Source organism: Catenulispora sp. GAS73, from assembly GCF_041262085.1.
Taxonomy (GTDB): domain Bacteria; phylum Actinomycetota; class Actinomycetes; order Streptomycetales; family Catenulisporaceae; genus Catenulispora.
The window spans coordinates 134,520-157,611 of the sequence record NZ_JBGCCM010000014.1; the positions used below are offsets into that span (position 1 = coordinate 134,520).

The 23,092-nt window shown below is 70.6% G+C and carries 21 protein-coding genes; 8 read left to right on the forward strand and 13 right to left on the reverse strand.

The window, feature by feature from the left end; translation table 11 throughout:
- Window positions 1–30: 30 nt before the first annotated feature.
- Window positions 31–1,356, forward strand: a complete 1,326-nt coding sequence (locus ABH935_RS22145; protein ID WP_370379822.1) for an ABC transporter substrate-binding protein — start codon at window positions 31–33, stop codon at window positions 1,354–1,356.
- A 16-nt stretch (window positions 1,357–1,372) separates the two neighbouring features.
- Entirely contained in the window at window positions 1,373–2,425 is a 1,053-nt protein-coding gene (locus ABH935_RS22150; protein WP_370379823.1) for a glycoside hydrolase family 76 protein, read from the forward strand.
- A 450-nt stretch (window positions 2,426–2,875) separates the two neighbouring features.
- Here ABH935_RS22150 and ABH935_RS22155 read toward each other — a convergent pair whose 3' ends face one another.
- Window positions 2,876–3,994, reverse strand: coding sequence for a GntR family transcriptional regulator (locus ABH935_RS22155; protein ID WP_370379824.1), 1,119 nt, complete (start codon window positions 3,992–3,994; stop codon window positions 2,876–2,878).
- Window positions 3,995–4,079: 85 nt separating this feature from the next.
- On the reverse strand, window positions 4,080–4,277 hold the full coding sequence (locus ABH935_RS22160; RefSeq protein ID WP_370379825.1) for a hypothetical protein: 198 nt from the start codon (window positions 4,275–4,277) through the stop codon (window positions 4,080–4,082).
- A 245-nt stretch (window positions 4,278–4,522) separates the two neighbouring features.
- Between ABH935_RS22160 and ABH935_RS22165 the strand changes: the two genes are divergently transcribed.
- Window positions 4,523–6,211 (forward strand): DEAD/DEAH box helicase, encoded by a 1,689-nt coding sequence (locus ABH935_RS22165; protein WP_370379826.1) that lies wholly within the window; start codon window positions 4,523–4,525, stop codon window positions 6,209–6,211.
- A gap of 29 nt (window positions 6,212–6,240) precedes the next feature.
- Here ABH935_RS22165 and ABH935_RS22170 read toward each other — a convergent pair whose 3' ends face one another.
- Window positions 6,241–6,564, reverse strand: coding sequence for a hypothetical protein (locus tag ABH935_RS22170; RefSeq protein WP_370379827.1), 324 nt, complete (start codon window positions 6,562–6,564; stop codon window positions 6,241–6,243).
- A 63-nt stretch (window positions 6,565–6,627) separates the two neighbouring features.
- Here ABH935_RS22170 and ABH935_RS22175 point away from each other — a divergent pair, with 63 nt between their 5' ends.
- Window positions 6,628–7,434, forward strand: a complete 807-nt coding sequence (locus ABH935_RS22175; protein WP_370379828.1) for a trans-aconitate 2-methyltransferase — start codon at window positions 6,628–6,630, stop codon at window positions 7,432–7,434.
- 132 nt (window positions 7,435–7,566) lie between these two features.
- Here ABH935_RS22175 and ABH935_RS22180 read toward each other — a convergent pair whose 3' ends face one another.
- Together ABH935_RS22180 and ABH935_RS22185 are read right to left on the reverse strand one after the other, a co-directional pair.
- Window positions 7,567–8,355: a thioesterase family protein gene (locus tag ABH935_RS22180; RefSeq protein WP_370379829.1), complete on the reverse strand. Its 789-nt coding sequence runs from the start codon at window positions 8,353–8,355 to the stop codon at window positions 7,567–7,569.
- Window positions 8,356–8,418: 63 nt separating this feature from the next.
- Complete coding sequence (locus tag ABH935_RS22185) at window positions 8,419–8,832, reverse strand: tautomerase family protein (protein ID WP_370379830.1); 414 nt, start codon at window positions 8,830–8,832, stop codon at window positions 8,419–8,421.
- Window positions 8,833–8,902: 70 nt separating this feature from the next.
- Between ABH935_RS22185 and ABH935_RS22190 the strand changes: the two genes are divergently transcribed.
- Entirely contained in the window at window positions 8,903–9,811 is a 909-nt protein-coding gene (locus tag ABH935_RS22190) for a LysR family transcriptional regulator (protein ID WP_370379831.1), read from the forward strand.
- A 52-nt stretch (window positions 9,812–9,863) separates the two neighbouring features.
- Here ABH935_RS22190 and ABH935_RS22195 read toward each other — a convergent pair whose 3' ends face one another.
- Window positions 9,864–13,094 carry a carbohydrate-binding protein gene (locus ABH935_RS22195; RefSeq protein WP_370379832.1) on the reverse strand — a complete coding sequence of 1,077 codons (3,231 nt, stop codon included), beginning with the start codon at window positions 13,092–13,094 and terminating at the stop codon, window positions 9,864–9,866.
- 545 nt (window positions 13,095–13,639) lie between these two features.
- Here ABH935_RS22195 and ABH935_RS22200 point away from each other — a divergent pair.
- The 3 genes from ABH935_RS22200 to ABH935_RS22210 all read left to right on the forward strand — a co-directional run bounded on the left by ABH935_RS22200 (window position 13,640) and on the right by ABH935_RS22210 (window position 15,427).
- Window positions 13,640–14,029: a hypothetical protein gene (locus ABH935_RS22200; RefSeq protein WP_370379833.1), complete on the forward strand. Its 390-nt coding sequence runs from the start codon at window positions 13,640–13,642 to the stop codon at window positions 14,027–14,029.
- 203 nt (window positions 14,030–14,232) lie between these two features.
- Window positions 14,233–14,568: an RNA polymerase-binding protein RbpA gene (locus ABH935_RS22205; protein ID WP_370379834.1), complete on the forward strand. Its 336-nt coding sequence runs from the start codon at window positions 14,233–14,235 to the stop codon at window positions 14,566–14,568.
- Window positions 14,569–14,761: 193 nt separating this feature from the next.
- Window positions 14,762–15,427 carry a DUF4097 family beta strand repeat-containing protein gene (locus ABH935_RS22210; protein WP_370379835.1) on the forward strand — a complete coding sequence of 222 codons (666 nt, stop codon included), beginning with the start codon at window positions 14,762–14,764 and terminating at the stop codon, window positions 15,425–15,427.
- A 76-nt stretch (window positions 15,428–15,503) separates the two neighbouring features.
- Here the strand turns inward: ABH935_RS22210 and ABH935_RS22215 are convergent, their stop codons facing one another.
- From ABH935_RS22215 to ABH935_RS22245, 7 genes are all read right to left on the reverse strand, one after another.
- Window positions 15,504–16,142 carry a hypothetical protein gene (locus ABH935_RS22215; protein ID WP_370379836.1) on the reverse strand — a complete coding sequence of 213 codons (639 nt, stop codon included), beginning with the start codon at window positions 16,140–16,142 and terminating at the stop codon, window positions 15,504–15,506.
- A 71-nt stretch (window positions 16,143–16,213) separates the two neighbouring features.
- Window positions 16,214–17,776 (reverse strand): MFS transporter, encoded by a 1,563-nt coding sequence (locus ABH935_RS22220; RefSeq protein ID WP_370379837.1) that lies wholly within the window; start codon window positions 17,774–17,776, stop codon window positions 16,214–16,216.
- The gene (locus tag ABH935_RS22225; RefSeq protein WP_370379838.1) at window positions 17,773–18,480 is read right to left on the reverse strand and encodes a TetR/AcrR family transcriptional regulator; all 708 of its coding nucleotides are present in this window, start codon (window positions 18,478–18,480) and stop codon (window positions 17,773–17,775) included. Before ABH935_RS22225 ends, ABH935_RS22220 begins: the two co-directional genes overlap by 4 nt.
- Window positions 18,481–18,668: 188 nt before the next feature.
- The gene (locus ABH935_RS22230) at window positions 18,669–19,511 is read right to left on the reverse strand and encodes a carboxymuconolactone decarboxylase family protein (RefSeq protein ID WP_370379839.1); all 843 of its coding nucleotides are present in this window, start codon (window positions 19,509–19,511) and stop codon (window positions 18,669–18,671) included.
- 30 nt (window positions 19,512–19,541) lie between these two features.
- Window positions 19,542–20,306 (reverse strand): NYN domain-containing protein, encoded by a 765-nt coding sequence (locus tag ABH935_RS22235; protein WP_370379840.1) that lies wholly within the window; start codon window positions 20,304–20,306, stop codon window positions 19,542–19,544.
- Between the two features lie 312 nt (window positions 20,307–20,618).
- Window positions 20,619–21,104, reverse strand: a complete 486-nt coding sequence (locus tag ABH935_RS22240; protein WP_370379841.1) for a hypothetical protein — start codon at window positions 21,102–21,104, stop codon at window positions 20,619–20,621.
- 261 nt (window positions 21,105–21,365) lie between these two features.
- The gene (locus ABH935_RS22245; protein ID WP_370379842.1) at window positions 21,366–22,826 is read right to left on the reverse strand and encodes a carboxylesterase/lipase family protein; all 1,461 of its coding nucleotides are present in this window, start codon (window positions 22,824–22,826) and stop codon (window positions 21,366–21,368) included.
- Window positions 22,827–23,092 lie beyond the last annotated feature (266 nt).

Consider the following 23,092-nt stretch of genomic DNA (forward strand, 5'->3'; position numbering starts at 1 on the left):
TCCTCCCTCACCTCACCCAGGAGAACCGTGATGAACCAGCACCGTCCAGCCCTGCCCTCGTCCGGCCCGGCCCTTTCGTCCAGCTCGGTCTCACGCCGCGGCCTGCTGCGCGGCGGCGTCGCCGGCGCGCTCGGCCTGGCCGCCGCGCCGCTGCTCGCGGCCTGCGGCTCGTCCAAGTCCGGCTCCGGCTCCGGCGGGGGCGGCGTCAAGAACATCACCATGTGGGGGTCGTTCAACGGCGACCAGGTGAAGCAGATCAACACCCAACTGGCGGCGTTCAACAACAGCCAGACCGCGGTGCACGTGACCTACCAGGCGCAGGACATCGTCGAGACCAAGCTGCTGACCGCGATCGCCTCGGGGACCAACATCCCGGACGTCGTGCTCTGGGACCGCTACCAGACCTCGTTGTACGCGCCGAAGGGCGCGCTGTCCGCGATCGACGACCTGATCGCCCGGGACAAGGTCGACACGGGCGACTTCTTCCCGGCGCCCTACGGCGAGATGACCGTCGGCGGCAAGCAGTACGGCCTGCCGATGCTCGTCGACAACCGCTCCCTGGTCTACAACAAGACGATGCTGGACAAGGCCGGCATCAAGCCGCCGACCACGTGGGAGGAACTGGCCACCGCGGCCCAGGTGCTGACCCAGCGCGACGGCGGCGGCAAGCTCAAGGTGGCCGGCTTCGCACTGGACGACCCCGGCCTGTTCAACGTCTGGATCCTGCAGGCCGGCGGCCAGATGCTGTCCGCGGACAAGAAGACCACGGCCTTCGACAGCCCGGCCGGCCAGGCCGTGTTGTCGTTCTGGGACGATCTGCTGCACAACAAGAAGGTGTACGAACTCGGCTTCGCCCAGGGCGTCGACGGCTTCGGCACCGGCCAGATCGCCATGAAGTACGACGGCCCCTGGAACATGCCGCAGTACGACAAGATCAGCGGCTTCGAGTACGGCGTGGTCCCGCCGCCGGCCGGCCCCGGCGGCAAGGGCGCCATCACCGGCGGCTTCGGCCTGGTGATCCCGGCGCAGGCCAAGCACCGGGACGCGGCGTGGGAGTTCGTGAAGTGGTGGACCACGGTCCCGGCCAACGGCGTGGCCTTCGCCAAGATCGGCAGCTGGCTGCCGGGGTCGGTGAAGGCGAGTCAGGACCCGTACTTCGGCAGCGGGCACTGGCCGGCGTTCGTGCAGACCGAGAGCTTCGCCGTGGTGCGGCCGAACGTGCCCGGATACAGCGACGTCGAGGGCAAGGCCCTGGAGCCGCAACTGCAGAACTGGATGTCGGGGAAGACGGACGCCGTCTCCGCGTTGAAGAACGCGGCGAGCCAGGGCGACCAGATCCTTGCCAAGGGCGTATGAGGACTCAAGCACCGGTATGAGCGAAACCACCGTGTCCGCCGCGCTGTGGGGGCAGCGCGCGGACCGCATCCAAGCAAGCCTGGACACCTACTTCGGCGCCGACGGCGACCAGTTGCTCCACAACTGGCACCCGCTCTTACCCGGAGACGACGACACCTTCAACTACTGGTGGCTCGCGCACGCCCTTGAGGCGCGCCTCGATGCCTTCGAGCGGACCGGCGACCCCCGCTGGCGCGACGCCGCGGTCGCCGTGCGCGACAACATCCTGGCCCGCAACCAGGGCTCGCTGTTCAACGACTACTTCGACGACATGCTCTGGTTCGGCATCGCGCTGCTGCGCCTGCACGAGGCCACCTCGGAGCGGCGCTACCTCGACGAGGCGGTCAAGATCTGGCACCACGTCCGCGACGAGGGCTGGAACGACGAGTGCGGCGGCGGCATCGCCTGGCGCAAGCAGCAGCTCGCGTACAAGAACACGCCGTCCAACGGGACGTTCGTGATCCTCGGCGCCCGCCTGCACCGGGCCACCTGGGACACCGAGTACCAGGACTGGGCCCGCAGATCGCTCGACTGGCTGGACAAGACCCTGCGGGGCGCCGACGGCTTCATCGAGGACGGCGTCAACCGCGAGAACGACGGCCGGATCGACACACAGTGGCGCTTCACCTACAACCAGGGCCTGTACATCGGCGCCTGCGTGGAGCTGGCGGCGGTCTCCGGCGACGCCTCCCTGCTGGAGCGCGCACTGGTCACCGCCAGGACCGCGTTCCGCGAACTGAGCACGGACGGAGTCCTGCTCGACGACGGCACCGGCGGCGACGAGGGGCTGTTCAAGGGCATCATGTACCGCTACGCCGGGCTGCTGGTCCAGGCCGATCCGTCGGCGACGGATATCCGGGAGCTGATCCTCAGCGCGGGGCAGGTGCTGTGGACGCGCGCGCTTGTCGGCGACCGCCTGCTGGCCGGGACGGACTGGCGGACGCCGCCGGCGACCGACGCGCACGTGCCGTACTCGGCGCAGCTCAGCGCGATCATCGGGACCGAGGTCTGCCGCAGAGTGGCCGGCTGAAGGTCGGCTTACGGCTTCGGGCCCGCACCGGCTGCCGGCCGGCGCGGGCCGGAGGGCTCGGGCGGCGCGGGGAGGCACGGGGAGGCGCGGGGGAGCCCGGGCGGGGGGTACGCGGGGCGTCGGCTTTCGGTCGGCGTCCCGCGCATGTCGGCAAGGGTCCTGTGGCTGTCGGCCGGTCGGTCAGCCGGGCGCTTCGTGCTTCTCGGTCGGCGTCCCGCGCATGTCGGCAAGCGTCCTGTGGCAGTCGGCCGGCCGGCCAGTCGGGCGCTTCGTGCTTCTCGGTCGGCGTCTCGCGCATGTCCGCAAGCGCCCGTGGCAGTCGGCCGGTCGGCTAGTCGGGCGCTTCGTGCTCTCCGGTCGGCGTCGGCGCATTGCCGTGACTCATTGCGGAGCGTGCCACGCTTTCGATCGGCGCCCGGCGCTTGTCGGCCGGTGTTTCCCGCCTTTTGATCAGTGCCTGGCCGCCGTCGAGGCGCCGGGCACCAGCCGGGTCGGCAGCGCGTGCTTGGTCACCGCGCCGGGATCGTCGAGCTGCGCGAACAGCTCCTCGATCGCGCGCGTGCCCATCAGGTGCTGGGCCTGCGCGATGTGTGTGAAGACGAACATCGAGTCGTCCAGCAGCGCGTCGGCCTGGTCGAAGCAGACGATGGACACGTCCTCCGGGACCGCGCGGCCGACGGCCTGGCAGGCCTTGCGGAGCAGCAGCGCGATGTGGTGCTCGGAGGCGAGGTAGGCCGTGATCCCCGGGCGGCTGCGCACGAACTCCGTCAGCCGCGCCATGTCCTCCTCGGGGCTGGTGGTGGCGCCGGGGGTCACCGAGTCGACGGCGTGGAACTCGTCGGCGTCGTCGTGCGGGACTCCGCGTGCGGCGTGCGCGCGTACGTAGCCGTTGCGCCGGTCCTGCACCGTCGAGACCCGGCTGGCGCTGGTCACCAGGCCGATGCGGGTGTGGCCGAGGTCCAGGAGGTGCTCGGTGGCCGCGCGGCCGCCGGCCACGTTGTCGGAGCAGACCGCCGAGACCGGGATCCCGTCGTACGAGCGGTCGATGATCACCACCGGGAACCGCCGCGCCAGCAGCCCGAGCAGGGCCGGCGGCACCGACTCCGAGGAGCTCGGCTGGAACGCCAGCCCGGACACCCCGGCCGCGAGCAGTTCGCCGATCAGCGCCTCCTCGGCGTCGGCGTCGCCGAAGGACATCTTGACGACCAGGTTCGCCCGCCCCGAGGTCTGGCCGATCATCGAGGTCAGGATCCCGCTGCCGAAGGTGTCGTCGAAGCTGGTGAGCACGGCGCCGAACAACGGCAGCCCGCCGGCGCCGGCACTGCCCGCCGCGGTCGCTCCAGGCTCCGGTTCCGCGCTCACCACCACGGTCCCGTGCCGGGGCCGCCGCACCACGTACCCGTCCTCGGCGAGCATGTCGAGCGCCCGCTTCAACGTGATCGTGCTGACCGAGAACTCCTCGCACAGCTCAGCCGGGCTCGGCAGCCGCTCGCCCACGGGATACCGCCCATCGGCGATGCGGCTCTTGAGCTCGGAGTGGACGTGCTCGTAGAGCAGCTTGTCGGGCACCGGCGGGCCTCTCGAACAGACGATTAGACATGTTTAATATATCATCAGGGTGGGCCGATGAGTCCAGGTCCGGGGCGCACCGACCTCAGTGTGCCGTGGCTCCGGCCAGCAGGGCCCTTACTATCGCCGCGAGTTCGGCCAGGGAGGAGACGGTCTTGTTGCTGAACCGCAGCTCGTTCGCGGAGATCCCGACGTCCTCGGCGCCCGACGACGCGGATCGGTCCGTCCGCGCCTCGCGCAACACCTCCGCCGCGTCGAACTCGGAGATGACCACTGCCTTCATCCGTGCGCTTTCCTTCTGTCAACGTGCTGAGCGAGTCAGGAGGGCCAGTTCATGCTGGGTCTGGCACCACCAGGCTCCGGCCGGCGGCTGGTCGGCGGCTCGTCGGCGCGTCCGCAGCCGCCCGCCGATAGCACAGCCGCCGACCCTCTCCGGCCAAGCCCCCGACCAGCGAGGCGCGTCGATGCGGGCGATACTGGGAGCGTGGGGGCGTCGTGTCCGCACGCTCCCGGACGAAGGGCCCCGCCATGGCACAAGCCACCGCCGACCAGCTCGGTTTCGCCGACCTCGACCTGGAACCGGAGATCCTCCGGGCGTTGTCAGAGCTCGGCTACGAGGAGCCGACGCCGATCCAGGCCGAGGCCATCCCGAGCCTGCTCGCCAGCCGCGACCTGCTGGGCCAGGCCGCCACCGGCACCGGCAAGACCGCCGCGTTCGCGCTGCCGATCATCCAGCGCATCCCGCGCGGCGGCGGGGGAACGGAGCCCGCGGCGCTGGTCCTGGTGCCGACCCGCGAGCTGGCCATGCAGGTGTCGGAGGCCGTGCACCGCTACGGCGCCGAACTGGGCGTGCGCGTCCTTCCGGTCTACGGCGGCCAGCCGATCGGCCACCAGCTGCGCGCGCTGGGGCGCGGCGTCGACGTGGTGGTCGCGACCCCGGGCCGGGCGCTGGACCACATCGCGCGCGGCACGCTCCGGCTCGACGCCCTGCAGACCGTGGTCCTGGACGAGGCCGACGAGATGCTCGACATGGGCTTCTCCGAGGACATCGACTCGATCCTGGAGAACGCCCCGGCCGAGCGGCAGACCGTGCTGTTCTCCGCGACGATGCCGAGCCGCATCGACGCCCTGGCCCGGCGCCACCTCAGCGACCCGGTCCGGGTGCGGATCGAGCGCGAGGAGCCGCCGCCTGGCGAGGCGCCTCGGGTGCGGGAGGGTGCGTACATGGTGACGCGGGCCCAGAAGGCCGCCGCGCTCGGCCGGGTGCTGGACGTGGAGGCGCCGGAGGCCGCGATCGTCTTCTGCCGCACCCGCGAGCAGGTCGACCAGCTCTCCGAGACCCTCAACGGCCGCGGCTACCGGGCCGAGGCCCTGCACGGCGGCCTGAGCCAGGAGCAGCGCGACCGGGTGATGGGACGACTGCGCTCGGGCACCGCCGAACTGCTGGTCGCCACCGACGTCGCGGCCCGCGGCCTGGACGTCGAACACCTGACCCACGTGGTGAACTACGACGTCCCCTCCGCCCCCGAGTCCTACGTGCACCGCATCGGCCGGGTCGGCCGCGCCGGGCGCGAAGGCGTCGCCATCACCCTGGCCGAGCCGCGCGAGCACCGCATGCTCAAGGCCATCGAGCGCGCGACCCGCCGCAAGATCCCCCTGGAGAAGGTCCCCACCGTCGCCGACCTGCGGACCCGCCGCCTGGAGCTGACCCGCGCGGCCCTGGAGGAGAGCCTCATCGAGGGCGCGGACCTGGACCGCTTCCGGGTCGTGGTGGAGAACCTGGCGGAGGAGTACGACCTGTTCGACGTGGCCCTGGCCGCCGTGAAGCTGGTCCACGAGGCCGGCGGCACGGCGTACGACGAGGAGGACATCCCGGACGCCAGGGTCCCCGACCGGCCGCAGCGCGAGGCCGGCCAGGACCGCGGCGGCCCCCGCAAGCGCCGCGAAACCGGCCGCCCCGGCGGCGGCCCCGGCGCCGGCACGACCCGCCTGTTCGTCGGCGCCGGCCGCGGCTCCGGCATCCGCCCCCAGGACCTGGTCGGCGCCATCGCCGGCGAGTCCCGCCTGAGCGGCCGCGACATCGGCGCGATCGAGATCGCCGACCGCTTCTCCCTGGTCGAAGTCCCGACAGACGCCGCGGAGGACGTGATCAGGGCCCTGCGCGGCGCGACCATCAAGGGCCGCCGGCTCAACATCCGCCGGGACCGGGACCGCTGAGCGGCCGGGGGTTTCGGCGCACTAGAGAATCAGGTCCTTGAGGAAGTGGGCTGATTTGCCGCACCGGTCGGCGTATCCGGCCGACCGGTAGAAGGCGTGGGCGCCGGCGCGTCGGCGGGCGCTGGTGATCTCCATACCCGGGAGTCGACGACGAGCGCGACTACCCGACCCCAGGACCCCGGCCGCTCGAAGTACGGGATCACGGCCAGGGCTACGACGCCGAGAATCTGCTGGCCGGCTGTGGTGAGCAGCGCCAGCAGGTCCTCGCGCCCCGACCATTGCCTCAGGCGTGAGGAGACGTCCTCGTCGGTGTTCGACGGATAGCCGAGTGCGTGCAGCAACGCGGTGATCATGGGTGCGTCGGCTACGTTGCCGGCACGTATGCTCCCGGCAAGCCCGTCTGGCAGAGTGCCGGAGTGAACGAGAATCAAGCTGACGTCTTACGCGCCACCCGCCGCATGTCCTTCAACGCCGACGCCGCCGGGTACCAGCGCGGGCGGCCGCCTTACCCCGCCGAGGTCTTCGATCTGCTCGCCGAGCGTTGCGGGCTGGAGGCGGGTTCGCGGGTCCTGGAGATCGGTGCCGGCTCAGGCCTGGCGACCGGAGCCCTGTTGGCGGCCGGTGCGCGGGTGGTAGCGGTCGAGCCGGGGGAGAACCTCGCGGCGCTCCTGGTCGCCGACCACGCCTGCGATCGGCTGGAAGTGTGCGTCTCCGACTTCGAGACCGCGGACCTGTCCGGCGAGTTCGACCTTGCCGTCGCCGCGACCGCGCTGCACTGGGTCGACCCGGCCACCTCGACCGAGCGGATCGGCCGCCTGGTCCGCCCGGGCGGCTGGCTGGCGGCGTGGTGGAACGAGTTCGGGGACGTCAAGCGCCCGACGGAGTTCCGCGACCGGCTCGACGCGGTCTACTACGACCTGCTGCACGTCGAGACGAGCTATCGCGAAAGCCGCTCCCACGTCCTGGACACCGACCGATGGCGCGCGCAACTGACCGCCGGCGGCTACTTCGGCGACGTCTCCGTCGAGATCATCGAATGGCAGGAGACCCTGACTCCGCAGACCGCACGGGACCAGTGGTCGACGTTCCCGAACATCGCCGAACTCGCGCCGCCGGACCGCGCGCAGTTCCTGGCCCGCCTCAGCTCGATCATCGACGACCTCGGCGGCTATGTCGACGATCCGCGCCTGACCGTCATCTACACCGCGCGCCGCACCGGATGATCGCCACGCCTCAGCCCGCCACACCGCAGCCCGCCATGCCGCACGCCGAGGCGGCATGATGACCACCCCGGCCGCCGAGACCGTCGTCCCGAACTCCAGCCGATCCCTGGCCCCTGACGTCCGTCGCTAGCCCTAGCCCAGAGGCCGAACAGTGAGGATCTGTTCGGCGTGCCCGACCGGCCCCGAAACGTCGTGCAGCACGGTCGAGGTGACGCCCTGACCGGTCGGTCCGAACGTCACCGTCGTGTCCAGTCCGGTCCACCGCCCCTCGGGCTGACGGTGCAGGTGGATCGTCAGATCCACGTTGGGAAACATCCACTCCGTCGGCGACCGCCACACCGCGATGCCGTTGGCCGTGTCGACCAGCGCGACGAACGCCGCGAGCGGGCTGACCTCCCGCCCCGCGACGAGGTCGAGATTGGTGCCGATCCACGCGGTCGTGCGACCGGGCCGGGGAGGTGTCACCGGACGGACGTCCAGAGAAGCGATGTAGCCGCCGGGCCACACATCCGTCATCGGCCAGGACGCCAGCTTCTCCGGCGGGGTGAGCACGCCGCCGCCCCCGCCCCCGGCCACCGCCGAAGTGTCGCCCGAACTCAGCAGCCAAGCCCGCGCCCGCACCACCGCCCGCCCGCCGATCACCATGACGGCCTCGACCAACTCGATCGTGCGCCCCGGCCGCAGCGTCTCCACCCGGATCTCGCACTCGTCCAGGGCGAGCCGTCCGAGGATGTCGAAGCTGATCCGGGACAGCACCAGCTTTTCGCCCGGCCGCCCGGCCACGTACTCGTCGATGGCGTGGACGATGAGCCCGCCGAGCGGGCTGAAGTGCTGCTCAGCGGGATCCCAGGCGCCGCCGGCGTGCGACGTCGGCTTGTAGCAGTGCTCGCCGGCCGGTTCGTAGTAGCTGCCGATGTTCATGAGGCATAGTCTCCCCGGCGCTACAGCCAGCCGTGCTCGCGGGCATACCGCGCCGCCAGCCCGTCAGCTCGGCACCGCCATCCGCTCGTCGTAGCCGGTGTCGGGATTCACGACACGGCCGGCGGCCCACCAGTTCTCGCGCGCCGTTTCGAGGACCACCATCATGACGTCCTCCTCCGGAACGTCGGCGTACAGCCGCAGGTTGGCCACGATCGCCTGGAACAACTCGGTCTTCTGCTCCGGCGTGCGCTGGTTGAACAAGAGCTGGATGAACATGGCGCGTTCGCCGTTGCGCCGCAGGCCGAACGCGACCGGCTGGATGACGAAGTCCTCGGGCGCGACCTCGTGGAAGACGTGGAACTGATCGTCCTGGGGGATCTTCAGAACGTCCACCATGGACTTGTGGACGGCCTCGGAGACGAGGTGGCGGAACTCAGGGGTCGTTCCCTGACGGAGATAGACGTTGATCAGAGGCATGCTTCGACGCTAGGGACCGCCGGGGCATTCCGCCACTGAATGTCCTTCATGCTGGATATGCTGATTCATCATGGATGTGTCGCTGGTCGGCCTGCGGGTGCTGCGCGAGGTCGCCGAGCGCGGCACCTTCACCGCGGCCGGTGAAGCGCTGGGCTACACGCAGTCGGCCGTCTCCCGGCAGGTGGCCGCGCTGGAACAGGCCGCCGGTGCCCGGCTGTTCGACCGCTATCCCGGCGGCGTGCGGCTCACGGCTGCCGGGCGCGCGCTGCTGCGGCACGCCGTGACCGCGCTGGACGCCCTGGAGGCGGCGGACCGGGAGCTGCGCGGCGAGCAGGACGACACCGGCCGTGTCCGCCTCGGCTTCATCCCGGCCGCCGGAGCCGTCGTCGTGGCCGGTGCGCTGGCGATGCTGCGCCGCGAACGCCCGCAGATCGAGGTCACCACCCGCGAGGGCACCACACCGTCGCTGGTGCGGGCGCTACGCACCGGCGCCCTCGATCTCGCGCTGCTGTCCTCCCGGCCGCCGTTCCGCTCGCCGGACACCGACGATCCGCCGCTGCATGTGGAGCCGTTGCTGGACGACCGCCTGGTCCTGGCGGTGCCCGCTGACGGCAGCTTCGCCGACCGTGCCACCGTCACCACCGACGACCTCGCCGGCCAGACCTGGATCGCCAGCCCGGCCGGCGTCGACGAGCCCTTGCTCGGTATCTGGCCGGGACTGCCCGGCCGCCCCCGCGTCCACCACGCGGCGCGCGACTGGCTGACCAAACTGCACTTGGTCGCGGCCGGAGCCGGCATCACGACCGTGCCTTCGACGCTGTTGTCCGCGGTCCCCTTGGGCATTCGCCTGGTCACCATCGACGACGTCCCCGACGAACGGCGGCGGATCAGCCTGGTGCGCCTGCCCGGCCCCACCGCGCCGGCGACGGACGCCCTCGCCCACGCGCTCCGTCAGCAGGCCGCCGAACTAGCGGAGTAGCGGGCCCGCGAGTCCTCAGACTCGCGAACCCGCCACTATCAAGCGATTTCGACTACGGGTAACTGGTCACGTCCACCGCCGAGGTGTTGCTCGGGGTAGGACCGCCGACGCCGTTGATCACGTTCGCGATCGATCCGGCGTTGGTGATCGAGACCGTCACCAGGTCGTGCCAGCTCGCACCGGAGGCCTCCGAGGTGAAGGCGTTGTCCGACACGATGCCGTTGTTCGTGCTGAAGAAGCAGTAGACGCCGAGGCCGTAGCCCTGGAATCCGGTGGCCGAGCCGGACACGTCGAACGAGGGGAACCCGCGGGCCCCGTTGTCCGACCACGAGCCCTGATCGGGCACGTCGTACGGCATCTCGCTCTGGTAGAAGTAGTCCCGCCCGCCGCTGCCGTTCCACTCCGTCTGGACCGCCTGGTAGTGCTCGACGGCCAGGCCGTACATCGAGACGTTGGCGCCGTTGACCACCAAACCGTTCGCGGCGGTGTTGGTGTTCCAGCCGACGGTCCCGCCGTTGCCGTGGTCGGCGCGCCACAACCACAGGTCGTCGCCGATCGCGTTGGAGCTGTTGACCACCACTGTCTGCGTCGCCCGGCCGACCGTCGCGCCGCCGATGCGGGCGAACACGTCGGACAGCACGGTCGGGTCGCTGGCGTGGCCCGCGCTCGAACCGGACGGCCCGATCTGCACCAGCACCTGCGAGTTCGTGGTGCCGGCGTCGAAGATGAGCCCGCCTACGTGGACGCCGTCGACGTCCGCGGTGGACAGGATCGTGTTGCCGCCGTTGGACACCAGTGTGGCCAGGCCCAGTCCGAGCACCACGGTGTCCGGCCGGGTCACGTTGATGGTGCCGTTGACCTGGTAGATGCCCGGTGTGAACAGCAGGTTCTTACCCGAGGCCAGCGCGGAGTTGATCGTAGCCACGCTGTCACCGGGGTGCGCGATGTAGAAGGAGCTGATCGGCAGCGAGCTGCCGGGGGTGTTGCCGTTGCTCCAGCTCGTTCCCGACCGGTTGGCCTGGTTGCCCGGCACGAACACGTTGTAGTTCCCGGAGCCGTCGACGTACAGGTACGGCTTCTCCGAGATGGTCGGCGTGGTCCCGACCGAGGTGTCCGGCGGGTTCGGGAAGCTGGTGCCCGGCACCCCGGTCGATCCGGTGAACACCATGTTCCAGTTCGCTCCGGCCCAGCTGCCGAACTGGTCGTTGCGGGACATGTACTGCTGCTGGCTGCCGGAGTTCACCTGGCCGGTGACCACAGAGTCGCCGATGAAACCGCCCGAGGAGTAGCCGTTGAGCGACAGCTCCAGGTTGCCGTTGATGTTCATCCGGCGCAGCGGGGTGGCCTGCGAGGTGGCCCAGACCGTGTCGCCGGAGGACGGACTGTCCGTCAGGTTCTCGGCGTCGCGCCAGAAGTTGATGGTCGCGTTGCCGCCGTTCCAGTTCGCGTCCGCGTGCACCCCGCCGCCGTTGATCGTGGTCTGCGTGGGGGACTGCCCGAGGCCGAGCACCTGGGTGTAGAAGCCGACCGGCACGTCCACGTTGTACGTGCCCGGCTTGAACAGCAGGGCGTAGCGGCCGGTGCCCATCTCGCTGCTCTGCTGCGAGTTGAAGACCGAGTTGATCTGGTTCTGGATCGTCGAGGACGACATCGACGGGTCGAAGACGAACACGTTCGGACCGAAGTCCGGCGTGCCGCCGCAGCTGGTCCCGCAGCCGCCGGTGGGGACCACGAGGCTGAACGCCTGCGCGCCGGTGCCGTTGCAGGTGTTCTGGTCCAGCTGCGTCCCGCTCGCCGTCGAGGCACCGGGGGTGTCGACGCAGAGCTTGGAGTTGTCGGCGACGAAGGTGTAGTCGCCGTTGGACTGCAGATTGGCCGCGAACAGCTCGTTGGTGTTGCTGGTCCCGCCGTACTGCCAGGTCTGCAGCAGGGCGCCGGCCGCGGTGGCCGTCACCCCTCCGGTGATGTTCCAGCTCTCGCCGCCGGACTGGGCGTTCTGGTTCAGCACCTCGTACTCGCCGCTCGCCACCGAGACGAACTGCCACAGCTGGCTGGACGCGCCGGTGCACGCCGCCTGCTGCACGGCGGTGCCGTCGGCGGTCCCGCCGTTCGCCGCGCTCGCGCACAGGCCGGAGTTCTGGTTCACCACCTCGTACCAGGCCGAGCTGTCGATCCCGGCGGTGGCGACCGTGAGGTCGTTGATGTTCCAGCCGCCGTTGTCCTGGAAGATCGTCAGGGTCTGCCGGCCGGCCGGCAGTGTGACGCTCGCCGACACGGTGGTCCAGTTCTGCCAGCCGCCGGTCGCCGGGACGTTGATGTTCCCGGAGAGGTTCGTGCCCGCGGCGTTGGCGATGTGCAGGCCGTCGGTCACGGCGTTCTGCGCGGCCAGTCGCAACCCGACTGAATACGTGCCCGCGGACGCGGCGTTGACCGTGTACTTGAACCACTGGCCGCTCGCCGTCCAGCCGACGTCGTATCCGCCGCCGGTGTCCGTGGTCGCTTCCAGGTCCACGCCGTCGGTGCGGTAGCTGTTGGCCGATCCGTTCGTGCTCGCGACGCTGTAGGCCACGCCTTGGCCGCCGGTGTCGTAGTTCTCGGCCTGGAGCGTGCCGGGCAGCGCGGCGGGCGTCCCGCCGTAGGGGCCTTCACCGCTCGCCCCGCCGGCGAAGGAGAAGCTGTTGAGGTTCCAGCCACCGTTGTCCTGGTACACGGTCAGCGTCTGCTGCCCGGCCGGGAGCGTGACGCTGGTCGTCACGGTCACCCAGGTCTGCCAGCCGCCGGTGGCCGGCACGTTCACCGCGCCCGACAGGTTCGTCCCGGCGGCGTTGGCGATGTGCAGGCCGTCGGTCACGCCGTTCGGCGAGGCGAGTCTGAGGCTGACCGTGTAGGTCCCGGCCGAGGCCGCCTTCACGGTGTAGTCGAACCACTGGCCGGTCGCGGTCCAGCCGACGTCGTATCCGCCGCCGGTGTCCGTGGTCGCTTCGAGGTCGATGCCGTCGGTGCGGTAGGTGTTGGCCGATCCGTTGGTGCTGGCGACGTTGTACGCGACGCCCTGGCCGCCGGTGTCGTAGTTCTCGGCCTGGACGGTGCCGGGAACCGCGGCAGCCGTCCCGCCGAAGGGGCTGCTGCCGGCCGCGTGGGCGACGGACGGCGCGCCCGTCAGCGCCAGGGCCGAGATCATCGCCAGGCCGAGGGCCGCGCGTCCGGCACCGCCGGTCCGACTCGCACCGCCGGCCCGATGCCGTTTCGCAGGACCGCGCGCGAACAGTCGCGTGATGCGCAAGTGTCTCATCTTCTCCCGCCTTGTACTGGTTTGTTCTTCGGGGGTGGAGCAGGCTGAGATCGCCACGTGGCTTGAGGGAGAGACGGGCCGGTTCACGGCACCCACGCGCGGGAGCGCTGGGCATCACCGGCCGCACCCGATGACAGACTTGTTTCACACCGTGAGCAAGCCCTTATTTCACGACGTGATTGAACTCGTGTTCCGGGGGCTCGTCAAGACGTCGTGCACGCCGGAGCCGCGCCCGTTGAGGAGACCTTGAGCATCGCATGACACTGCGTCATGCTGCGATCAGTGCCGAGACATCCACGGGAGATCGCATGGGAGCGTCTTCATTCGTTCCGGAGTGGTACGACGAGTTCGAAGCGCGCCTGGACGAGATGCTCGGTCTCCTCCGTCCGGAGTGGCGCTTGTCCCGAGAGCCTCCTGCTTACGCCTTTGATCGGCCCATGGCTATGTCCCGGTGGAGGACCAATATGAAGAGGGGAGCGCTGGCGACGCATCTCCGCGACCATCCGGCCGAGGCCCGGATCCACCTGCCCGCCTTGATGGACATCGTCGTCCACGACCTGAATCCGAGCTTCAACGAAATCCTCATCCGGCGCATCGTCGCGGCCGTCGGTCACCGGCCGGTTCACGAGGGGATCATCGAACGCCTGGAACGCGGCACTTTCGCCGAGCAGGTCGGGGCCACCTACGCGTGGTACTCGGCGCAGCCGGGGCGTCACTATCTTTCGTCCACCGCCTTCCAGCGCGGGGAGCCGACCCCGCGCAGCGCCCTGCGATACACCGAATGGCAGGAACTCCTACCGCGCTATCGCGAGGCGGGCCGGCGAGCGGTCGCGAGGTGCGGCGACCCGGAGCGGCGCGCGTGTCTCAGCGAACTGACCGCGAATTCCAGCGAGATCGTGAGTATCGGCACGCCTCCCGACGAGTGAGCGCAACTCTCGTGAACCCTGACAAACCACCCCGCTGAGCGACCGTGATCGACCGGTTTCGGCCCCGGGCCACCGCCCCTCCGGACCGCATTGCTCCCTTTTCGTGATCAGAGTGACGGCCGCGACGGCGTACTGTCGTGATGTCGGTACGGCTCGACCACTCGGTCAGGGGCCGGCCGTCACCCCACAGGAGGCTCCAGACGATGGCTCGAAGCAGCGGTATCCGTGGCAGCAGGATTGGCGCGGGCCCGATGGGCGAGTCCGAACGCGGCAACACGGTCGAGCAGGTCACCGTAACTTTCTGGTGCGCCAGCGGCCACGTGACGCGGCCGGTCTTCGCGGTGACCGCGACGGTCCCGGAGACCTGGGAGTGCCAGGCCTGCGGTCAGCCCGCCGGCCCGGACCCCGAGAACCCGCCGAGCGCGGCGCTCGCGGCTCCCTTCAAGAGTCACCTGGAGTACGTTCGCGAGCGGCGCACCGACGCCGACGCGGAGGTCCTGTTGGCGGAGGCTTTGTCGAAGCTCCGCGGGGGTTCGTGAGCTGAGTCCGACGGTGGCCGTGGCCGCGTCGGGGCTGTGTCGGTGGCAGTCGGTGCGAGGGCGTCGTGACAGCGGGCCGTGTCAGCGGTCGTGTCAGGACGCCGTCAGACCGGCGTCAGCGTCCCCGCCGACAGTAGATGCGTGAGGGCGGGCCGGACGGGCCCGCCGAGGTGAAACCACCAAGGAGCGCATCATGCAGAAGTTCGCCACCCCCGGCCCGGTCTTCGTCAACCTGGACATCCCCGCCGGCAGCGTCCGCGTCATCGCCGCCGACCGCACCGACACGCTCGTCGAGATCGCACCCGCGGACGCCTCGAAGCGCCGCGACGTCAAGGCCGCCGGCCAGACCGAGGTCGGTTTCCGCGACGGCGTCCTGCGCATCGCGACCGCCGACGCCCACCGGCTGCTCGGCAGCGGTGCGCTGCGGGTCACGATCGAGGTCCCGGCCGGCTCGCGCGTCGAGGGCAGGGCCGGTGCCGCGGAGCTGCACACCACCGGTCGCCTCGGCGAGGTGGCCTTCGAAGGCGGCTACCGCGCCGTCAGCGTCGAGGAGGCCGCGAGCGCGCACCTCAAGGTGCACGCCGGCGACGTCCACGTGGCCCGCCTGACCGGCCCGGCGCAGATCCGCACCGGCCAGGGCGACATCACCGTCGCCGAGGCCCACGCCGGCCGGGTCGAGGTGCGTACCGACCAGGGCGACCTGTCGGTCGCCGCCGCCCACGGCGTGTCCGGAATCCTGGACGCCGCCACCTCCTGCGGCCGGATCGGCAACGCGCTGCGCAACAGCGAAGGCGGCGGCGCCGGCCTGACCATCAAGGCCACCACCTCGCAGGGCGACATCACCGCCAGCAGCCTCTGAGGTGCCCGAGACGAGATCAGCCCCCTGACCGACAGTGGTCAGGGGGCTGATTCCGGTGAGGGCGTCGACTGAGGATCTATTCGCAGATCGTCGTTTCCGGTCCGGGCGCGGCCGCAGACGTCGCCACCGCAGTCTCACCCGAGTAGAACAACGGGATCCGGTACAGCGCCGGCGGCTCGCCGGGCAGCCCGAGTTCGTGCCAGCGCCGCGACACCGCGACCCGGACCAGCTTGCGGGCTCGGGTCAGCAGGAACAGCGCGAGCGGCACCTCGACGAACGCCGCCGAGGCCAGGCTGCCCCACACGTCGGACGTGCCCCAGTCCAGCACTATGTCGAACCACGCGTCGCACAACAGCAGCGTCGCGGTGAACACCGCCAGCATGACGACGATCTGCCGCCGGAGCATCGCCGCCGCGATCGTCCCGGTCAGGGCGAGCAGCAGCAGGATGTCGAAGCCGACCCACGCGGCGGACCACGCTTTCGAGCGATAGCCCGTCGGCATGGAGACCGCCAGGTAGACGATCCAGGCGCCGAGGCCGGCACAGCAGGCCACGAGCACCGTGAGCATGCGCGAGCGCAACCGCTTCACGCGGTTCGGCGCGATGCCGAGTTCGCGGGCCGCGTCGAGGATGGCCGCGGTGGCTGCGTTGGGCGTGTTGGGCGTGTTGGGCCCGGTGGCCTGGGATTGAGTAGGAGCCTGCAACGTCGTGTGCATGTCGATCTCCCCCACTGCCCGGCCGGGGCGGGGGTGGTGCTGCGGCCGGGCAGTTTCGTGCTGTGCGGGTGTCAGTGTGCGAAGACCGGGACCGCGTCCTCGACGGTGTCGGCGTTCCCCGCACCGGTGCCGGTGCCGGAACCGCCTTCGGGGCGGCCGCTGTGCTGCTGCGGCCGAGCGTTGATCAGCACGCCCGCCGAGATCGCGGCGACGGTCAGCAGGCCGGCCGCGATCCAGTAGGCGACGGAGAAGCCGTGGACCATGGCCGAGAGCTTCAGCTGCGCGCCGCCCGCCGCGGAGTGGACGCCCGCGGCGTGGCTCTTGGCGTAGTTCGCGGTGGCGCTGTTGGCGATCGTGCTCAGCAGCGAGGTGCCGATCGCGCCGCCGACCTGCTGGGACGTGCTGACCATCGCCGAGGCCACGCCGGCGTCCTGCGGCCGGACGCCGTGGGTCGCCAGGTTCATGGCCGGCATGAACACCAGGCCCATGCCGAAGCCGAGCATCAGCAGCGCCGGCAGGACGTGCGTGGTGTAGGAGCCGCCGACCGAGATCTGGGTCAGGATCAGCATCGCCAGGGCGGCGATCACGGCGCCGGGCACCATCAGGAACTTGGTCGGGACCTTCGGCAGCAGCCGCACGGCGACCTGCGTCGCGCCAGCCATCATGCCGACGACCATCGGCAGGAACGCCAGGCCGCTCTTGAGCGGGCTGTAGCCCAGCACGACCTGCAGGTAGTAGGTGAGGAACAAGAACGCGCCGAACATCGCGACCACCGCGATGCCGATGGTCAGGTACGCGCCGCCGCGGTTGCGGTCGGTGATGACGCGCAGCGGAAGCAGCGGGGCGGCGACCCGGGTCTGGGAGAAGACGAACGCCGCGAGCAGCACCACCGAACCGATGATGAAGCCGAGCGTGGTGGTCGAGCTCCAGCCGTCGGTCTCGGCCTTGTTGAAGCCGTAGACCAGCGACGCCAGGCCGGCGCCGGCCAGCACGATGCCCAGGATGTCCAGGCGGTTGTGGTTGCGCGTGCCCTCGGGCTCCTTGATCTCGAAGACCGCGCCGGCCACCGCGACCACGGCGAACAGGACGTTGACGTACAGCGTCCAGCGCCAGTTCGCGTACTCGGTGAGCAGACCGCCGAGCAGCAGGCCGACGGCCGCGCCGCCGCCGGAGATGGCGCCGTAGATGCCGAAGGCCTTGGCCCGCTCCTTCGGCTGCGTGAACGTGACGGTCAGCAGCGACAGCGCCGCCGGGGCGAGGATCGCGCCGAACGCGCCCTGCAGCGCGCGGGCGCCGAGCAGCATGGCGGTGTTGACGGCCGCGCCGCCCAGCGCGGAGGCGCCGGCGAAGCCGATCAGGCCGATGAGGAACGCGCGGCGGCGTCCCCAGCGGTCGGCGATGCGTCCGCCGAACAGCAGCAGACCGCCGAAGGCCAGGGCGTAGGCCGTGACCACCCACTGCCGGTTGGCGTCGGATATCCCCAGGTCGCGCTGGGCGGAGGGGAGGGCGATGTTCACGATGGTGCCGTCCAGGACGACCATCAGCTGGGCCAGGGCGATGAAGGCCAGGGCCCGCCACCGCCTCGGGTCGAGGATCTGTACCCGATCCAGGGGCTGTGCTGTCGACTCGGTCATGACGAGAGGGTCCTTGTCTTCGTGGGACGTGCGGTGGGGCTTTGGGCGGTGCTCTGGGTACCGCTCTTGGTACTGCTCTGGTTCGGGGCGGTGACCAGGGGAAGCACGATCTGGTCCAGGATCGTCTGGATGAACGTCGCGTCGGGTGCCCGGCCGGTCATGATCATCCGGTGGAAGGCCATGGACGGCACGATGTCCGAGATCAGTTCGTAGTTCGGGACCGGCGCGATCTCGCCGCGCTCGATCGCCCGCTCGAAGACCGTGCGGAACACGGCCTTGCGCGGGGCGATGAACTGCTCGGCGAACACCTCGCGCAGCTTCGCGTCGCGCACCAGGCCTGAGACCAGCCCGGCCTGGACCTCGGTGCGGAAGGCGTCCTCGGGGTCGTGGAAGTGGCAGGTCAGCTCGACCATGTCGCCGCGCAGCGTGCCGGTGTCCGGCAGCTCCAGCGCTGCCTTCATCCGGCCGATCGCGTCCACGACCAGCTCGGCCTTGCCGGCCCAGCGGCGGTAGCACGTCGCCTTGCCGGCTCCGGCGCGCGCGGCCACGGCGTCGATCGTCAGGCGGTCGTAGCCGACGTCGGCCAGCAGCTCCAGCGCGGCCTGGCACAGAGCGTCGTCTCGGGACGAGTCGCGCTTGCGCCCGGGGGCGTGGCCGGCCTGCGTGGTCTCGGCGGTGCCGGTACTGGTGACGGTCTGGGTCATCGGTGCTCACCCCACTCACTGCGGTAGGAGTTGCTGAACGAATCTGTATCGGAACGGTGGCGTCTCGGAACTACATCGTATCGAAACTGTTCCGTTTCGCAAACCGCGAGCCCGGGGTGGCCACTGTGACAGTGGCCACCCCGGGCTCGATCTCGATATGGGGGGGGTGGGGTGGTTCCGACAGACGGCTACGCGCCGGCCGCGTCCCGCTCGGCGAACACCTCGCGCGCCGCCGCGATGCCGTTGAGCGCGGCGGGGAACCCGGCGTATCCGGCCATCTGCATGATCGCCTCGACCGCCTCCTCGCGGGTGCCGCCCACATTGAGCAGGCCGTGGAGGTGCACGCGCAGCTGCGCGGCGGCGGTGCCCAGCGCCGTGCAGGCGGCGACCGTGGCCAGCTCGCGGGTCTTCAGATCCAGGCCCGGCCGGGAGTAGATGTCGGCGAAGGAGAACTCGACCAGCAGCCGCGCGAAGTCCGGCGAGACCGGGGCCAGCGCCGCCAGCACTCGCTCGCCGGCCTCCCCGTCGATCGCCTGGAGCGCGGCCAGGCCCCGCGCGTAGCGCTGCTCGGCGGTCTCGGGCTCGTCGGTCGGGGTCTGGGCCGGGACCGGGGACCAGTCCAGGTCGGTCCGGTCCGCGAAGGCGGCTTTGGCGACGCCGAGCCCGTTGAGCGCCGCGGGGAACCCGGCGTACACGGTCATGTGGATGATCACTTCGACGACCTCGGTCGGCGTCACCCCGACGTTGAGCGCGCCGTCGATGTGGAGCCGCAGCTGCGGGGCGGCCGTGCCCAGGGCGGTGAGCGCGGCGATGTTGAGGATCTGGCGCTGCGGCAGCGTCAGCCCCGGCCGGGAGTAGATGTCGGAGTAGAACTCGACGGTCAGCCGCGCCAGATCGGGCGCGATGTCGGCCATGCCGGCCAGCACCCGGGCCGTGTTCTCCCCGCCGACCTGCGTGAGCAGGGCCAGGCCGCGGTCGTAGCGGGCGTCAGGCCGGGGTGTGCTGTCGGACGGGGACGCGGTGCCGGTCATGGGTCTGCTCCTTCTCGCCGGTGTCACCGCCTAAGCCCGCGACTCGTAGCGCTTGTCGCGAACGCGGATCTGGGCCGGCGCGCCGACGCCCGCGCTGCGGCGGTCGACGTCGAACAGGCCGGTCGCGACCACCAGGTTGCTGAGCTTGGGGAAGCCGTAGGTGCGGGAGTCGAAGTCCGGCTGCTGGTTCGTCAGGATCTGGCCCACGCTCGACAGGCCGGCCCAGCCGTCCTCGTCGCTGGCCGCCTCCACCGCGTTGCGGAGCAGGGTCACGAGCTTCGCGTCGCCGCGCAGCTTCGACGCCTCGGTCCGGGTGGCCGGCTTCGCCGCGGTCTCCGGGACGACCTCGTCGGTGAACGCGAGGTTCTCGGTGTAGATGAACTTGTCGCACGCCGCGACGAACGGCTTCGGCGTCTTGCGCTCCCCGAACCCGTAGACGATCAGCCCGGACTCCCGGATCCTGGCGGCCAGACGGGTGAAGTCGCTGTCCGAGGACACGATGCAGAACCCGTCGAAGCGGCCCGAATACAGCAGGTCCATCGCGTCGATGACCATCGCGGCGTCGGTGGCGTTCTTGCCGGAGGTGTAGGCGAACTGCTGGATCGGCTGGATGCTCAGCGCGAGCAGATGCTCCTTCCAGCCCTTGAGGCTGGTGCCGGTCCAGTCGCCGTAGGCGCGCTTGACGTGCGCCGTCCCGTATTTGGCGATCTCGGCGAGCAGCGTCTCCGCGTTGCCGGGCTGGGCGTTGTCGGCGTCGATCAGCACCGCAAGCTTGACCGGGTTCTCTGTGACCACGGGTTCTGCTCCCTTCGACGCTGTCTACGATAGCTGTCAACGTCGCACCGGCTGCGCGTGCCGCGGTCCGGCAGGCCGCGGCACGCGTGCGAGCCGCCTACGCCCAGCAGCCGTTGACCGTCGCCGCGAGGCCGTCGAAGGTGTGCTTGACGTCGATGTTGGCCGTGGTCGCGTTGTTCTCCACGAACGAGAAGAGCGTTGTGAGTGTGTTGAAATTCCCGCCGAACCTGGCAGCGGGCCGCCGGAAACGGCTTCGCCCCGGGAAGGACGATCCCCGGGGCGAAGCCGCGGTGCGACGCGGCGGACGAGCCGCTAGTGGGCGACGTCGATCGCCAGGTGGGTCGAGTCGAGCACGGTGACCGTGTAGCTGGACGCGTGGTCCAGGCCGATGCCCACCTGGGTGTATCCCTCGAAGGAGGTCAGCTCCGCCACGGCCGCCACCTCGGGGTCACCCGTGGTGATCTGGGTCGGGCCGCTGAAGCCGCTGATGTCCGAGGGGTTCAGCTCGACGTTGAGGTAGGTGTTGGAGTTGGGCAGGGTGACGTCCTTGCCCGAGCCGTCCCGGGTCAGCTCGTCGGTGGGCGTCACGGTGTAACCCGGGATGCTGCTCACGTTGAGGATGACGCGGTCGTAGGTCGAATAGCTCTGCACACTGAGTCCCAGCAAGTGGGATCCCGCATCGGCGGTGTGCGTGGACGCGCTCGCCGGCAGCGCCGCCGCCAGGCTCAGCCCGATCGCGCCCACCACGACGGCCGCCTGCCGGCCGCCGCGCCCCGTTACCCCGTACTTCGACACCATGGTGAAGTCCCTTCCGCACTGCGCGCGCGAGAACCGCGCGCCCCCATTTTCTGTCAACCGGTGTAGACCACCGGCGGGACCACTGTACGGCGCGGGCGGCTTCGCACGCGATGCCTGTCCAACCAGTCCGTCGCAGGTCGACGGGGTGACAGGAGATGTTTAGAGGCCTGACCTCAAGACCTTGTTCCCGGTATTACGTTGCATGGTCGGAGCGTCGTATTTCCGCCACGGATCCGGTCGCGCGACGCGGCGCTCACCGCCTCAAGCGAAGTGTCGGATCGTCGCCGAATCCGCGGATTGATACGCCTGCCACGCCTCATCGCGAGGCCGCCCGGTGGCGACGAATCCCGCCGCCGCGCCGGAGAACTCCTCGGCGAGTCGGCGCACCTCGGCGGTCGGCGTGCCGAGCATCGGGGCGTCGGGATAGGCGTCGACGGTGTTGAAGAAGAAGGGGAGCTCAGCACAGTGCGCGGCACCGATGTGCGCCGGGTCGCCGGCCGGGACGTAGTCGAACTCGTAGACGTAGGCGGCGTAGCCGGCCGCGGCCTGGTGGTCGGCGACCGCCAGATTCCCGTCGCGGAACACGATGCCGGTCTCGACCTCGGTGAGCACGTCGGCGGGCTTCGCGTTCGGGAGTGCGGCCGCGGCGCGGTCGTATCGGTCGGCGCCGTGGTCGATCTGCCCGGCCACCAACGCGCGCGCCTGGCCGGCGTCCATCGCCTGGATCCGCGGGTCGAAGGTGAAGAACGAGCTCATCTCGTTCCTGGTCGTCCCGGTCAGGAGCTGCTTCCCGTTCAGCCGGCCCGCGGCCAGTGCCTCCTCCCACCGCACCGGAATCCCGGCACCGCCGAGAACCGGGAACATCGGCGGCGCGACGCTGCCCGGCCGGGAAAGCTCTCCGGCGAGCTGTCCGTAGGCGGCCACCAGGCGCTCGGCCGGGACCGCGCGGAGCCCGGCGAGCAGGTCGAGACTCCCGCTCAGGCCCAGGATCTCGGCGAACCGCCGCGCGTGCTCCGCCGCCTCGGCAGGGTCCTGCGGTACGAGCCCGAACGGCCCGCTCTGGGTGACGACGCGCTTGACCAGCGGGCCCATGACCGGCGACACCGCGAGGTACAGCGCCGAGAAGGCGCCGGCGGACTGGCCGCCGACCGTGATCGCGTGGGGGTCTCCGCCGAACCCGGCGATGTTGCGCTGGACCCAGGAGAGCACCGCGCCCTGGTCCTGGACGCCGAGGTTGTCCACCCCGAGCTCCGGCAGGTGGAGGTAGCCCAGCGGGCCGATGCGGTAGTTCGCGGTGACCACGACGACCTCGCCGGACGCGGCCAGGTTCCGGCCGTCGTACCAGTCCCAGCCGCCGGATCCGCTGCTGAAACCGCCGCCGTGGAACCACACCAGCACCGGCAGGGCACGCGCGGCCGAGCCGCCGTCGGGGAGCCCGGGCGTCCAGACGTTGACGGTGAGCGAGCCGTCCTCGTCCCAGTCCCGGGCGCGCGGTCCCATGACCGCTTCGAGCCGGGAAGCCGCCTGCGGAACGGCCGGGCCGGGGCGCGAGGCGTCGCGCGGGCCCGACCACTTCGGGTGCCGCTGCGGGGCCGCGAACCGCAGGTCCCCGACCGGCGAGGCCGCGTAGGGGATGCCGCGGAACGCGGCGACTCCGTCCTCGGCGACGCCTTGGACGCTGCCGGACTCGGTGCCGACGATCGGGTGGTTCGTCATGGTCATCCGTCTCACCTTCTTGGTCCTAATACTGGTGATTGTGAGACAGTCGACGCACACGCTGGACGAGACGGATCGGCGGATCGCCGAGGTCCTGGACCTCTCCGAGCGCACGATCGTGCGCCGGGCCGTGCCGCTGCTGCACGACGGCACGCTGCGCCCCACGGCGGTCCGCAATCCCGCGCGCTTCCCCCGGATCATCCCGACGGCCCTGCGGATCCGCTGCCGCCCGAGCCGCATCAAGGCGATCGCGGCCGGCCTGGCGCGCCGGC